Here is a 13,000-nt window from a genome sequence, read left to right as displayed (position 1 = left end):
TTATCCTACCTCTTCTTTTTCTTCCTTATATTCAAATACAAAATTGATTACTCTATTAATTTCATCTGCAAAATTACTAATGTGTAATTCAGTCTTTTTGAAAATAATTTGAATTCCTGTCATTCCCTTAAAAAGAAAAATTCTTTTAGTATTTTTTAAATGGCTATAAAATTCCACGTTTCTACATTGAAATCTTATCATTTTCAGAAGGAAAGTGCAGAATGTCTCTAATAAAGCATATTTTTAAATACCTTACTAGCATCATTCTAATATTTTCCCTCATTGAAAATGTAGCTCCATTATGAATAGAACTTATCGCATACAGCCAAGTTTGGAATAAAGTATCATTGACTAGATAACAAGCAAAACCAGCTCGTATTCCATTACATACATATCAAATATATATAATATCTAGATTGCTTTTTAGCCATACATCTAAAGTTCCTTTATCAATCCATAGTTTCTTCTATAATTTTGAAGGCATCCTACTTTGTTTTTTATACGTACATACTTTTTCTACCCATGGAAAATAAATTGTTAATTTGTCTTTATCTTGTACCATTTTTTGTTTTTGAGTAAAATTGTTTCCATAATCAATATTTATCCATTCATTATCAAGCCAAGTGTATGTCCCTGCATTTTTATATTCATTTGCTATTTTTGAGTATGCATCTCTATTAACCATATAGTTTTCTTTTTTTATTTTCTGGATTAACTTCGATTTTCTTATCAAACTGGTAAGAAACCGGACAAGTAGTGTCATTATCCGCTAATCTCCAATTCCCATTCAATTCTTTACCGCTACATCCAATTAGCAATAAACTAAAGCTAATTGGAACAATTAACTTTTTTATTTTTTTCAATATACATTTACCTTTCATTATCACTTTTTTATCTAATGCGTAGCTCAGTACAATTCCTTCTTTAACAGAAAGGTATTATATGAATTCCAACATGTATAAGATAGAGAAAATTAATTAAATAAAATGTAGGGCAAATATAAAATTTTCATTAAATTTTTAAACTCTCTGCATTTTGCAATCTTATTTTAAATATTGCTCTTATTTCATTACTTCCAGCAAGCCTTGTTCACTTATGCTATTTAAAGATACCTTTAAGCAAAATAAATGTGCTTAAAAATATCTTCCTATAAAAGATTAATTACTTTTAAGATTTAAATATTAAAACAGATTATTGGGAAATCAACATTAGTTTGTAGAGGTATAATTATGGTAGAAAATGTAAAGAGATAATTTTATATGTAAAATATTTACACAAGAAATTTATCCAAGGTAGAAAAATAGTGAAATAACAGGAGTTAAGTTTATGAAACTATTAAAACTGAAGAAAAATACTTTTATAAAATAGTGAAAGAATATGAAGCACACAAAGTAACAACTAACCTATAACGAATTAGAATCGAAAATTTCTTAGAGTAGAAAAATCGGCTTTTTTATGTCAAAATTTGCTTAGCGTATACTTTCGTTAAAATGCGGGTGGTATCCCATTTAGAAGAGAAAGTAAAGGACGTCGAAAAAAGAAATATATCAATGGTGCGGAACCAATGGTAGCCCCTGATCGATTGGAGTGCCAATTCAATACATCCAGGTTTACGGATGTGACGTATCTCTTATTAGGAGAGCGTACCTTATATTTATCAACGATCATGGATGCCCTTAATCGCGAAATTATTAGTTGTGTCATCAACGAATTACAAACACTGACATTAGCGACGAAGACATTGAAACAAGCAATGAGAGGGTGAAAAGTAAAAAATGTCATCCTTCACTCATATCAAGGAAGTATTTATACTGCGAAGGAATTTCAAGCGTATGCCAAACAAAACGGCATCATCACCAGCATGTCCCGTAAAAGAAATTGCCATGATAATGCCGTCATGGAAAGCTTCTTTGGCCATTTAAAAAGTGAAGCTTTCGATTCACAAAAGATAACAAAAGTATCCAAACTGTGCGAAAGATTGTGCTAGAATACATTCATTACTACAATTATGTGAAAATTCAATTAAAATTAAACCACCTATCCCCTAAAGAATTTAGGGAACAGATGGTTTAGGTGTTTTGATATGTGTCCCGTTGTCGGGGGTCACTTTACCTCACGTCGTAAGGGGTTTTATTACTTAGCAAAACTCTCGGCCAACTGTTTCTCTCTCCACATAAATGTAATGCCGAGACCAACTATTAAAACGACTCCTGAAAATGCATATGGATAATGAATATTCATATCAAATAATATTCCGCCCATCGCTGGTCCTGCGATATTTCCTAAACTCGTATAAGTCGAGTTCATACCAGCAACGAATCCTTGCTCTTTTCCAGCTGCTTTTGATAAAAACGTCGTTAAAGCTGGACGAAGTAAATCAAATGCTAAGAAAATGAAGCAAGTAACGAGAAGTACAATCCAATAATTAAAGACTACAGTTGAGACGAATGCTAATACTGCACCTACAATTAAACATATTTGAATTAACACTTTCTCACCGAACATGTCTACCAATTTGCCAAACATAAATACTTGCACAACTACCCCAAAGATTGAACTAATTGTAATAATTGCTGCGATATCTTTCGGCGAGAAGCCAAATTTATGATCAGAGAACAAGCTAAACACTGTTTCATACGCTGATAATCCGAATGCGAGTACAAATACGATAATGAATGCAATTGCATACATTGGATGTAATGATTTCTTTAAATCACCAATAAAACTTGATTCCTTCGTATTAGAAGAAATCTCTGCAAGTTCTTCTTTCGTTAACGGTTCTTTTAAAATAAAGATCGAAATCACACATGCTATAAAAGCAATTACTGCTGCAACGAAAAACGGCACACGTATACCGTATTCTGCAATAAATCCGCCGATTCCAGGACCTATAATGAATCCAGTACTAATAGCCGCAGATAAGTATCCCATCGCCTTTGGACGTTCCTGAATAGATGTAATATCCGCAACATATGCCGTAACACCAGGCATAATAAAAGCAGCACTAATTCCGCCTAATACCCTTGCTACATAAAGCATCCATACATCTTTTCCTAATCCAAAAAGAAGCTCTGAAACACCAAAAATAAATAATCCAATGATTATCATTTTCTTTCTACCGTAAAGATCAACCCACCGGCCTGTAATAGGTGAAGTAATGAGCTGTGCCATTGCAAACACTGCAACGAGATATCCCATCGTCTTCCCTGTTAAACCCATATCATTCATAAAGGACGGCATAACCGGAATGATTAATCCAATCCCTAAAAAAGCGATAAATATATTACTCAAAAGAATGACCAATACCATCTTTTGTTCTTTTATCGGTTTCTTCACTTTTTAACACCTCTTCCCGTAAGTTCCTCTCAAAAAATAATGCCCAAGAAGCTTTTTCTCTATCCTTCTATTTGTGGGCTAGTCATGAGTAGAGATGCCCCCTACTCGTTAGAATTTCACACTATCCTTCCACACATACATACGCATTAGGTGAATGACTATCATTCAGTTTTCCTCAAAAATGAACCTACCTTTTCAGACAGGTTCATCTCACTATTTCTTTATATGTAGTGCATGTGTTAAAAAATCTAGTACTTCTGCCTTTTGTAGCTCGACTTGCTCATCATCTTTATGATCATATAGATACACTTGTTCCGCTGCTGATTCAACTAGAGCGATAAATAACTTCGCTGTTCGCTCTGCGTGAACCGAATCACGAATTTCACCAGCTTCTTTTGCCTCATTTAAAAATTCACTTAGCCACATATAAAGGGGCTCATACACAGCTTCCCATTCTTTTATATGTTCTGTAGATGCAAGACCAGCATACATTAAAGCTTGTATTTCACGATATTCAGCTATAAAGTGAAACACCGCATCGATTACTTGTGCCACTTTATTTGAAAAAGGTACATCTTTTTGTACTTTTTCTTTCACTGCAAGTATCATCTTTTCAACCATCACTTCTGCTATTGCAGGCATAACAGATAGCTTAGAAGGAAAATATAAATAGAAAGTTCCTTGCGCAATGCCAGCTAATTTCACGATATCAGAAATCTTCGTTTTTTCGACGCCCTTTTCCTGAAACACTTCAATAGCTGCATAGACAATTTTCTCTTTTTTATTCATCATCTAAACCCTTTCACACGCATATTGAATGACTGTCACTCATTTTATAAAATAACTAGCTGTACTGTCAATTATCGTGTACTTTTTATAATAAAAATCTCCTAACGATTTGTTAGGAGATACAGTATATCTTTACGAAAGAGCTTTTAATCCTGTCACTCCACATACAATAAGAAACACACTAATGATACGCGCTTTACTTTTCGACTCACCAAACAAGAACATGTTTAACAAAACTGCACCTGCTGTTCCGATACCAATCCAAACCGCATATGCGACACTTACTTGTAAAAATAAGAAGGAAGTATACAAAAATGCGAAGGATGTAGCAAACCCACCTATATAAATCGCACCATTGGCTAATGTCTTATCTTTACTATACATTTTAAGTCCTATCACACCGACTATTTCACTAATTGCAGCACAACATACGAAAAACCAACCCATTTTTAAGCAGCTCCTTCCACAGTTTCTTCTTTATTGTCAGCTAACTTTAAACCGATAACGCCGGCTACTACCATAAGAATGAAGAATAGTTTGCCTGCGCTGAAACTTCCACCGAAAAGAAATACATCCATTAAGAAAGTACCTACCGTACCAGCTCCAGCGAAAACAGCATATACAGTTCCTGTTGCAAGATGTTCACACGCTTTAGAAAGGAAGTGAAAATCAACAGCGATAACTCCTAAAATAATAATCCAATGCCACCAAGTATTAGCCGTATTAAAACCAAACACCCAAAAAATTTCAAAGATACATGTTAATATGACATATAACCAAGCTCTATTTTTCATACCTCTCACCTCTTATGACTGACTATCAGTCATTTTTATTTTAAAAAAATATACTCTTTCATCAATACTATATTAACCACTATCATCCTCATTTACCATTGTATTTGTTCCATTTCTAAGCTAACTGCATTCTGTCACATAAAAATGACTGAATGTCATTCATAAATATTGTACACGAATATTTTATAAACTGTCAATGATGAAAGATTATTTAAATTATCGTTCATCCGATTGTATATTTCTCAATAATCTGTCAATAATATTAGTAACATAATATTTTCTCCACTCCCCCTTGGAGAGATCCCTTTAATAGAGCAGTTAGCTTTTGCTAGCTGCTCTTTTTAATTTGTCCGCACACGATGATGAAATACTCATAGATCAAATCTATTTTTCATCACATAACAACATCTATTTATTTTCCAATGAGCACTTGTATGCACTAATTTTATTTTCGAGCATCTTCTCTGTAACTTCTAAGTTTTCTCTTTGAATCTGAATAGACTTCTTATGATCTTCTAGGAGCTGTAAACGCGCTTCGGTTGTATGCTCCCCTTCTGTATATAATCTAGCGTATTCTCTTATTTTCGCTATTGGCATTTGCGTTTGTTTTAATTTCATTACAAACTGCAACCACTTTATATGTGACTCTTCGTAAAGTCGATTTCCATTTGTATCGCGATTTGCCATTAATATATTTTCTTTTTCATAATAACGTAGTGTATATGTGCTCACTCCTAATAATTTTGCTACCTCGCTAATTGTGTACATACTAAAACCCCCTCCGCATGCCATTTATCCTCATACATTTTACGATCTTATCAAATTTATAAAAACCATTTGACTTAGAGTATACTCTAACAAATACAATCTAACCATAAATTAATTTGAACTTAGGAGGATTTTATATGAAATACACTGTTATTACTGGTGCAAGTTCCGGAATTGGTTATGAAGCAGCTTTAACATTTGCATCTCGCGGAAAAAATTTAGTACTTGTAGCTCGAAGACAAGAAGAATTAAACGGATTAAAATTGAAAATTAACGAAATGTATCCCGAGTTGGATGTTATCATTCGAAGAACTGATTTATCTGTCACTGAAGATGTTTATAAACTTTATGAAAGCCTACAAGCTTTTCAAATTGAAACATGGATTAACAATGCTGGTTTTGGTAATTTCGCCTCAATTGCTGAACAAAATTTAAATAAAATAGAGACTATGCTGCATGTCAATATAGAAGCACTAACAATACTCTCTTCCCTTTTCGTTCGAGATTATTCAATGGTTGATGGAACACAGCTTATTAACGTTTCATCGGGCGGCGGATACACGATTGTTGCTAATGCTGTTACGTATTGCGCTACAAAATTCTATGTAAGTGCATTTACAGAAGGGCTGTCTCACGAACTGAAGGAACAAGGCGCAAAACTGCAAGCAAAGGTTTTAGCTCCTGCTGCAACTGAAACAGAATTTGCGAAACGTTCATTTGATATTGATGAATTTCAATACGATAATGTTGTACCAAAATTCCACACTGCAAAACAAATGGCACAATTTATGCTCGATCTTTATGATAATGATAAAGTTGTAGGAATTGTCGACGGTTTAACGTATAACTATGAACTTAAAGATCCACTTTATAATTTTGCCGTGAGACAAACGAATTCAAATGCTTGATAACATCTCCATTTCTTATGAAATATATGTTCCCGCTATATATGTAAATAATAGTGGGAACTTGTTCTCTATAAATTTTTCACCCAACATACCGAACCATCGCCACTTCATCACAATAATCCACCTTTGGGCAATGTCTACAATCAATCCATACTTTCTCCGGCAAAGCTTCTTTATTTACAAAATCAAATCCACACTTTTGAAAAAATACTGTTTCATATGTTAAGGAAATTACTCTTTTTACATTTATTTTCGTAGCTTCCTCCATTACATGATTTACGAGCATACGCCCTATCCCTTTCCCTGCATATGTATGCGAAACTACTAACGATCGTATCTCTGCAAGATCTTCCCCTAATACATGCAATCCAGCAACTCCAACAATTCTCTCATCTTCTTTCATAACATATAAACATTGCAAATATTGATAAAGAGACAAAAGAGAACGCGGTAAAACAACTCCCTCTTTTGCATAAATCTCAATAAGACTATAAATTTCTTTCACATCACTCGTAACTGCATTAAAGATTTTCATATTACATCCCCTTGCTCCCGATATTAATATTTATAACTTCGAATGAATTTTAATACATAATTTTATATAATAATACAGCTCTCTTTTCTCCTCGTCAATCACTTTATACAAACAAAAAACCAAGCAATCTAATCGATGCTCGGTTCCTCATTTCGTATCGGTAATACCGTCGAATATTTAATTTCACGAAGTGCTAAACTTGTCTGTATCCTTGTAATACCAAGCTTATTCAACATTCTAATAAACTGCTCCAGTTCTTTACGATCACGATTTGCAACCTTTAATAAATAATCGTACTCTCCTGTTAAACAGTGACATTCTAACACTTCTGGCATTGATTCTAATTCTTTCTCCAACACTTCCAACTTGTCAAATTGATGAATATTCGTACTCATAAAAATAAAACATAATAAATCAAACCCAAGCTTTTCTTGATTTAAAATCGCAACTTGCTTATCGATGAAACCTTCCCCATCTAATCTTTTTATTCTTGCATGCATCGCAGCCGGTGATAAATTAACGCGACGTGCCAGTTCTGCATTACTTACTTGTGACTCCTTCTGCAATATATCTAAAATTTGTACATCCAAATCATCCAACACTTTAATAACAGACGACTCCATTACAATTCCCCCTTTTTTCTTACCGATGATTATTCGAAAAAACACCTTATAATTCATATAAAATTGAATATATTTTCGTAAATACTATTTACAACTAAACATTTTATCGAGTTTTTATCATTATACAAAAGAATATATTACATAATAAAGAAAAATGCTAAAATTATTTACAATTCGTATTGATTACAAAAAAGGGGATTTTAGTATGCCTTATTTTTATGTCTTTTTACTATTACTAACGAGCTTATTATGGGGAGGAAATTTTGTCGTTGGGAAATCACTCGTCGATCATGCATCACCGATGACACTGACAAATTTAAGATGGATGATTGCGATTGTTTGTTTATTACCAATGGTATGGTTTAAAGAAAAGAAAATCCTTCCACCACGTACCGCAATAATTCCGTTAATATTAATGGGAATTTCAGGAGTCGCTCTTTTTAACATCTTTCAATTTTTAGCATTAGAAAAAACATCCGCTACGAATGTAGGTCTTATCTCTACATTGAATGCAATTTCAATCGCATTATTTTCAGTATTATTTCTAAAAGAAAAAGTAAATACACTTCAAATCCTATCCATGATTCTTTCATTCTTCGGGGTTATCCTCGTCCTATTAAAAGGTGATTTCTCACTTTTATTTTCACTACATTTTAATAGCGGTGATTTATGGATGATTGCAGCAGTTTGTATTTGGGGAATCTATTCTGTTTGTAGTAAATGGGCAACAAAAACAACTACACCACTTATGGCAACGTTGTACTCTGGTATTTTCGGCGTTATTTTATTACTACCGTTTAACATAGGTAGCTTCACTGTTTCAAATATAAATACTTCTTTCATCACATCACTTTTATATACTGGGCTTATTTCGACAGTTCTTTGTATGGTATTTTGGAATCTTGGCGTACAAAAATTAGGCGCAACTACATCAGGTATTTTTCTAAACTTCAATCCAATTTTCACAGCCATTCTAGCATTCATATTTCTCGGAGAAGAATTAACGTGGATACAAATTTTAGGGACAATTGTCGTTGTAACAGGATGTTATTTATTTTCTCATTTCAAAACTGTTGCCGTTCAGCCTGTTAGACCTTTAATGCGAAAACATTCTTAATGAAAAAACATCGTCATCTGGGTTGGCGATGTTTTTATTTACTCTTCATTTCTTTTATATACTGCTTTTCCTCTTCTGGCGATAAACGTTCCGTCGCCTTGCCAGTATCTCCACCTTGAAGGCTCCATAAAAAGTTGTGCTCCTCAACGGTTTGAGAAAAATCTCCTTTTTCCCATCTATTTATAATAGAAAATAACTTCATTTTATATTGAAAGCCTGTACTATTTTCAATATCTCTTTTTACATTAGAAATTTCCTTTTTTGTCATCTCTACAAATCCCCATTTTTCAGAGGATTTTACCTTTTGGTGCACCATTTTATGCATAGTAGAAATAATTTCACCTTCACTAATTTGCGGATGCGGAGCTTCTTCTGCGGCTTTTTTCTCTTTTTCGTTTGCCGCTCGCTCGGTTTGAATATTTTTATTTTCTTTTTCCACATATGCAAGCAATTTCTTTCCGCCAACTATAGAAGAGAAAATTACCATAATGGTAATACATATACCTACAATCCATTTAAAAAGCATTAGCTCTTCATTGCTTCCTTAACAATATAACTATCTACATATTGCTTAAACTTCACGATTTTTCCGTTCTCAAGTTGCCATACATGAACAAATTCTGCTTCAAATGATTTTCCTGTTTCTTTATAAACTCCAGAATACATACCTTCAGCAATAATTACATCTTTTCCGTTTACTTCATGATATGTATTTACACTTGCTTTATAATCATCCCATTCTGATCCTAAACGGCTAAACACATTTTCCATTATAGCTTCTACACCTTTATATGTTCCGCCATACGGGAAACCTTCTGCCTCTGTCCATTCCACTTTTTCAGAGAAGGCTTCTGCTAAATGCTGTGCATTCGAAGAAGCTGATCCTTCATACGTGCTTTGAATAATTTCTAAATTTGATTTAGGCATATTACTTCCTCCCGTTTATTTATTTTTACACAAGACGTAACCAATATAGTTACACCTTGTGTAAAAAAATATTTAAATTGTTTTACTCTTAATCTATTTATTGTAATCATTATAGTTACAATTATTCTTCAAGTCAACAATTTATAAATAAAATTTACTTCGTTTTCATTACTTTCTCTTTTAAGAAACGATCTACATATCCTTCTGCTTTTACTACGAATAAATACGCACCCATTGATAATAATGCAAGATCTAATTCATATCCCGGATTCTTTCCATCTCCTAATAAACCTGCTGCTCCATTTACCTTTACGATAGCTCCAGCTAAAATAAGAGCGAATAACAATCCTACATATCGGACACCTAAACCGATAATTAATAATATACCACCAACTAATTCAACTGTTGCTACGCCGTATGCAAGACCACCTGGTAAACCAATGCTTGTAAACCATCCTGCTACGTTATCGATACCTGATTGAAACTTTGCTAAACCGTGTGCAAAGAACGTAACTCCTAACACGATACGAATAATTAAATTCCCAATATATTGATTCATTTTGAACTCTCCTTTTTGTTTTGTTATGGTGAACTTTTATTTACAAGTCAAAACAATACGGTATTTTATTTCATTCGTCAAATACTTTTTTAAAGAAAACAAAAAACATTATCCGTTTTACGGATAATGTTTTCCTACAAAATAGCGCTAATTCAAGCTTTTATTCTATCGCATAGAAAAAGTTGAAACATTTTTCCAACGCCAATATAAGGCAGTAAAGAAACGTCCTCTTCCATAACCATTCCAACAACATTCACTTTCTCATCTACAGGTAAATCATGTGTAGCAACTTGTATCTCCCCTGTATATCTACCGTACAATTCATTATCAATTGTAATGCTGCCTTTCTTTCTTACAATTGTATGCATCGGCTGTAAAACCACTCTATTTCTTTCCCTTGATTCTACAGATCGAATAACATCACGAGCCGGATCTAGTCTATTTGTATGCACTTGCTCCACCACTTTTAATACTTCTTTATCAGTTATAAATGATTTGTAACGCAATGGAATAATCCCTCTACTCGCACTAGCTACTTCTTGCATACTTTCCAAACTTGCGCTTATATCTCCAATCAATACTTTATCAACACCACAATCTTGAACAAGTTCTAAGTACGCTTCAAGCGGGCGCATATGGCGATGTTTTTCTAACGTTGGCAACCCTTCATGTAACGGACCACGTTTTTCCGCATCTCCTGGAATAAATGCCATCGTTTTTATTCCGCACTCCTGTAAATATTGATTTTGCTTTTGTAAGAAGGACTTTGCTAGTCCTGTCTCTGGACGTGGGTAAAAATTATGCCATGCTTCTACATTCTCTACTCTTATATGTTCTGCAAGTAATTCTTTCCAAAATGGCTTTGTAATCGTACTCGCATTTAAAGCTACTTTCATCTTATGAGATACGCTTGCAATTTCTTTTGGCGCAATGCCGTAATCCATTCTTAAACCGGTAATGCCCCAGTCCAATAGTTCTTCCACATTTTCATATGTTAGCCCTAAATGGTGTAACGATTTTGGAGAAACATCAATCATTAACTCCATTTCATGTGCAAGAGCTTGTTTCCCTAATATTTGAATTAACTCTTTATACGTATTTGGATCATCTTCTGGAATGTGCAGTGATGTAAAAATAGATGTAAACCCATTTTCCTTCGCTACTTTTAGCCACTCTTCTTGTTTCTCTACTCGTTCTTTTGAAAGATAAATGGAAACTCCGATCATATAAATCTCCCTTTCTATTAATAGAAAAAGAGAAAGGAACCCCTTTCTCTATATGTTTTCTGCCATTTCTTCTTTAAATCCGAAGAAGTACGTAAAGATAAATCCAAAAGCATATGCAATTACTAAACCTAAGAAATATAGTAAATATTTATTGTCAGCAATTAACGGAATTAAAGATAGCCCTGATACGCCAATTCCAAGAGAAGCTGTTTGCATAACTGCTTGGAATGCACCACCGACAGCCGCTCCTAAACAAGCAGTAATAAATGGTTTCCCAAGTGGTAATGTCACCCCGTATAATAACGGCTCACCAATTCCTAAAAAGCCAACTGGCAATCCACCTTTAATTACATTTCGAAGTCGCTTGTTTTTTGTTTTCACATAAATCGCAATTGCTGCGCCCACTTGTCCAGCACCAGCCATTGCGAGTACTGGCAATAAAGGTGTTACGTGTGTTTGATTAATGAATTCCATATGAATTGGTGTTAAACCGTGATGCAATCCGACCATAACGAGAGGTAAAAATGTTCCGGCAAGTACTGCGCCAGCAAATGCTCCGCCAATATTTAAAATAGCATTAATTCCGCTCGTAATACCATCTGATAAGAAACCTGCTAATGGCTGAATGGCTAACATCGTTACGATACTTACAACTAATACAGTAATGAGTGGTGTCACGATAATATCAACTGCATTCGGCACTGCTTTTCGAACTTGTCTTTCCACTACAACCATAAGCCATGCTGCAAAAATAACTGCGAATAATCCGCCCCGTCCGGGCACTAATGCTTCACCAAACAATTTTACGTTTGCCATCGCCGGATTGAAAATTAAAATACCAGCAATTGCCCCAAGAACCGGTGTCCCGCCGAACTCTTTCGCTGTATTCCAACCAACTAAAATTCCTAAGAATGTAAAGATACCGCCGCCAATGAGTAGTAACATTTGTAACCACGTTGCATTTGGATCAGCACCAGCGTTTTTCGCAAAGTTAGCAACCCCGTTTATAATTCCTGACGCAACAAGTCCTGGAATTAACGGAATGAAAATACTTCCTATTTTTCGTAAAAAGTTTTTCACCGGTGTATTATTTTTCTTCTTAATCTCTGATTTCATCTCTTGTCCAATATCTTCAAGGTGATGATCTGCTACCTCACCAATTCGTAGCCCTGTCAAACCTTCCATTTCAGCTGCTACTTTATTTACTGTTCCGGGACCAACGACAACTTGAAGCGTCTCATCTTCTATAACACCCATAACGCCTTCAACTTTTTTTAAAAGGTCCATATTTACTTTACTTTCATCATGAAGCGTTAATCGTAGTCTCGTCATACAATAAGCAATACTACGAATGTTTTTTATTCCTCCAAGTTGCTCCGAAATTTCCTTGGCCATTCTCTCTTCTTTCTTCATAATAG

17 protein-coding genes and 1 pseudogene are annotated in these 13,000 nt (G+C 34.2%); 3 read left to right on the top strand and 15 right to left on the bottom strand.

Annotation, left to right across the window (positions count from 1 at the left end; all coding sequences use genetic code 11):
* From MHI26_RS04335 to MHI26_RS04325, 3 genes are all read right to left on the bottom strand, one after another.
* Window positions 1-123: a hypothetical protein gene (locus tag MHI26_RS04335; protein ID WP_255259182.1), complete on the bottom strand. Its 123-nt coding sequence runs from the start codon at window positions 121-123 to the stop codon at window positions 1-3.
* Window positions 124-466: 343 nt separating this feature from the next.
* On the bottom strand, window positions 467-685 hold the full coding sequence (locus MHI26_RS04330) for a hypothetical protein (protein WP_225988062.1): 219 nt from the start codon (window positions 683-685) through the stop codon (window positions 467-469).
* A complete protein-coding gene (locus MHI26_RS04325) occupies window positions 678-881 on the bottom strand; it encodes a hypothetical protein (RefSeq protein WP_225988063.1) in 204 nt (67 codons plus the stop codon). The genes MHI26_RS04330 and MHI26_RS04325 overlap by 8 nt, the downstream gene beginning before the upstream one ends.
* A gap of 647 nt (window positions 882-1,528) precedes the next feature.
* Between MHI26_RS04325 and MHI26_RS04320 the strand changes: the two are divergent.
* Window positions 1,529-2,073: pseudogene (locus tag MHI26_RS04320) on the top strand (IS3 family transposase); the annotation flags it as partial.
* A gap of 60 nt (window positions 2,074-2,133) precedes the next feature.
* Here MHI26_RS04320 and MHI26_RS04315 read toward each other — a convergent pair.
* The 5 genes from MHI26_RS04315 to MHI26_RS04295 form a co-directional block, all read right to left on the bottom strand.
* On the bottom strand, window positions 2,134-3,336 hold the full coding sequence (locus MHI26_RS04315; RefSeq protein ID WP_000742945.1) for an MFS transporter: 1,203 nt from the start codon (window positions 3,334-3,336) through the stop codon (window positions 2,134-2,136).
* Window positions 3,337-3,549: 213 nt separating this feature from the next.
* Entirely contained in the window at window positions 3,550-4,128 is a 579-nt protein-coding gene (locus tag MHI26_RS04310; protein ID WP_061667626.1) for a TetR family transcriptional regulator, read from the bottom strand.
* 129 nt (window positions 4,129-4,257) lie between these two features.
* Window positions 4,258-4,572 (bottom strand): DMT family transporter, encoded by a 315-nt coding sequence (locus MHI26_RS04305; RefSeq protein ID WP_000539667.1) that lies wholly within the window; start codon window positions 4,570-4,572, stop codon window positions 4,258-4,260.
* A 2-nt stretch (window positions 4,573-4,574) separates the two neighbouring features.
* Complete coding sequence (locus tag MHI26_RS04300) at window positions 4,575-4,919, bottom strand: DMT family transporter (protein ID WP_000796020.1); 345 nt, start codon at window positions 4,917-4,919, stop codon at window positions 4,575-4,577.
* A gap of 408 nt (window positions 4,920-5,327) precedes the next feature.
* Window positions 5,328-5,711, bottom strand: coding sequence for a MerR family transcriptional regulator (locus MHI26_RS04295; protein WP_003306379.1), 384 nt, complete (start codon window positions 5,709-5,711; stop codon window positions 5,328-5,330).
* Between the two features lie 113 nt (window positions 5,712-5,824).
* Between MHI26_RS04295 and MHI26_RS04290 the strand changes: the two genes are divergently transcribed.
* On the top strand, window positions 5,825-6,595 hold the full coding sequence (locus tag MHI26_RS04290; RefSeq protein WP_000878084.1) for an SDR family NAD(P)-dependent oxidoreductase: 771 nt from the start codon (window positions 5,825-5,827) through the stop codon (window positions 6,593-6,595).
* Between the two features lie 79 nt (window positions 6,596-6,674).
* On the opposite strand, the gene MHI26_RS04285 is transcribed toward MHI26_RS04290, so the two are convergent.
* Together MHI26_RS04285 and MHI26_RS04280 are read right to left on the bottom strand one after the other, a co-directional pair.
* Entirely contained in the window at window positions 6,675-7,130 is a 456-nt protein-coding gene (locus tag MHI26_RS04285) for an N-acetyltransferase (protein WP_000689150.1), read from the bottom strand.
* A 128-nt stretch (window positions 7,131-7,258) separates the two neighbouring features.
* Window positions 7,259-7,753, bottom strand: coding sequence for an Lrp/AsnC family transcriptional regulator (locus tag MHI26_RS04280; protein ID WP_061667627.1), 495 nt, complete (start codon window positions 7,751-7,753; stop codon window positions 7,259-7,261).
* Between the two features lie 205 nt (window positions 7,754-7,958).
* Between MHI26_RS04280 and MHI26_RS04275 the strand changes: the two genes are divergently transcribed.
* Entirely contained in the window at window positions 7,959-8,870 is a 912-nt protein-coding gene (locus MHI26_RS04275; protein ID WP_061667628.1) for a DMT family transporter, read from the top strand.
* A 34-nt stretch (window positions 8,871-8,904) separates the two neighbouring features.
* Here MHI26_RS04275 and MHI26_RS04270 read toward each other — a convergent pair whose 3' ends face one another.
* The 5 genes from MHI26_RS04270 to MHI26_RS04250 form a co-directional block, all read right to left on the bottom strand.
* Window positions 8,905-9,396, bottom strand: a complete 492-nt coding sequence (locus tag MHI26_RS04270) for a PRK06770 family protein (protein ID WP_061667629.1) — start codon at window positions 9,394-9,396, stop codon at window positions 8,905-8,907.
* A complete protein-coding gene (locus MHI26_RS04265) occupies window positions 9,396-9,797 on the bottom strand; it encodes a nuclear transport factor 2 family protein (protein ID WP_001126709.1) in 402 nt (133 codons plus the stop codon). The genes MHI26_RS04270 and MHI26_RS04265 overlap by 1 nt, the downstream gene beginning before the upstream one ends.
* 154 nt (window positions 9,798-9,951) lie before the next feature.
* Window positions 9,952-10,356 carry a DoxX family protein gene (locus MHI26_RS04260; RefSeq protein ID WP_001077751.1) on the bottom strand — a complete coding sequence of 135 codons (405 nt, stop codon included), beginning with the start codon at window positions 10,354-10,356 and terminating at the stop codon, window positions 9,952-9,954.
* A 152-nt stretch (window positions 10,357-10,508) separates the two neighbouring features.
* Complete coding sequence (locus tag MHI26_RS04255; protein WP_061667630.1) at window positions 10,509-11,582, bottom strand: DUF871 domain-containing protein; 1,074 nt, start codon at window positions 11,580-11,582, stop codon at window positions 10,509-10,511.
* A gap of 48 nt (window positions 11,583-11,630) precedes the next feature.
* Window positions 11,631-12,995: a PTS transporter subunit EIIC gene (locus MHI26_RS04250; protein ID WP_061667631.1), complete on the bottom strand. Its 1,365-nt coding sequence runs from the start codon at window positions 12,993-12,995 to the stop codon at window positions 11,631-11,633.
* Window positions 12,996-13,000: the final 5 nt, after the last annotated feature.

Origin of the sequence: Bacillus sp. FSL K6-1218, from assembly GCF_038006445.1 — a bacterium.
Classification (GTDB): Bacteria; Bacillota; Bacilli; order Bacillales; family Bacillaceae_G; genus Bacillus_A; species Bacillus_A thuringiensis_S.
This window is presented reverse-complemented; position numbering and strand designations above follow the sequence as displayed.

Excerpts from the sequence above, each read along its gene's own strand:
- MHI26_RS04290 (WP_000878084.1), top strand. The coding sequence starts at position 5,825 with ATGAAATACACTGTTATTACTGGTGCAAGTTCCGGAATTGGTTATGAA.
- MHI26_RS04250 (WP_061667631.1), bottom strand. The coding sequence starts at position 12,995 with ATGAAGAAAGAAGAGAGAATGGCCAAGGAAATTTCGGAGCAACTTGGA.
- MHI26_RS04265 (WP_001126709.1), bottom strand. The coding sequence starts at position 9,797 with ATGCCTAAATCAAATTTAGAAATTATTCAAAGCACGTATGAAGGATCA.
- MHI26_RS04260 (WP_001077751.1), bottom strand. The coding sequence starts at position 10,356 with ATGAATCAATATATTGGGAATTTAATTATTCGTATCGTGTTAGGAGTT.
- MHI26_RS04325 (WP_225988063.1), bottom strand. The coding sequence starts at position 881 with ATGAAAGGTAAATGTATATTGAAAAAAATAAAAAAGTTAATTGTTCCA.
- MHI26_RS04270 (WP_061667629.1), bottom strand. The coding sequence starts at position 9,396 with ATGCTTTTTAAATGGATTGTAGGTATATGTATTACCATTATGGTAATT.
- MHI26_RS04295 (WP_003306379.1), bottom strand. The coding sequence starts at position 5,711 with ATGGCATGCGGAGGGGGTTTTAGTATGTACACAATTAGCGAGGTAGCA.
- MHI26_RS04305 (WP_000539667.1), bottom strand. The coding sequence starts at position 4,572 with ATGGGTTGGTTTTTCGTATGTTGTGCTGCAATTAGTGAAATAGTCGGT.
- MHI26_RS04275 (WP_061667628.1), top strand. The coding sequence starts at position 7,959 with ATGCCTTATTTTTATGTCTTTTTACTATTACTAACGAGCTTATTATGG.
- MHI26_RS04255 (WP_061667630.1), bottom strand. The coding sequence starts at position 11,582 with ATGATCGGAGTTTCCATTTATCTTTCAAAAGAACGAGTAGAGAAACAA.
- MHI26_RS04300 (WP_000796020.1), bottom strand. The coding sequence starts at position 4,919 with ATGAAAAATAGAGCTTGGTTATATGTCATATTAACATGTATCTTTGAA.
- MHI26_RS04280 (WP_061667627.1), bottom strand. The coding sequence starts at position 7,753 with ATGGAGTCGTCTGTTATTAAAGTGTTGGATGATTTGGATGTACAAATT.
- MHI26_RS04335 (WP_255259182.1), bottom strand. The coding sequence starts at position 123 with ATGACAGGAATTCAAATTATTTTCAAAAAGACTGAATTACACATTAGT.
- MHI26_RS04330 (WP_225988062.1), bottom strand. The coding sequence starts at position 685 with ATGGTTAATAGAGATGCATACTCAAAAATAGCAAATGAATATAAAAAT.
- MHI26_RS04285 (WP_000689150.1), bottom strand. The coding sequence starts at position 7,130 with ATGAAAATCTTTAATGCAGTTACGAGTGATGTGAAAGAAATTTATAGT.
- MHI26_RS04310 (WP_061667626.1), bottom strand. The coding sequence starts at position 4,128 with ATGATGAATAAAAAAGAGAAAATTGTCTATGCAGCTATTGAAGTGTTT.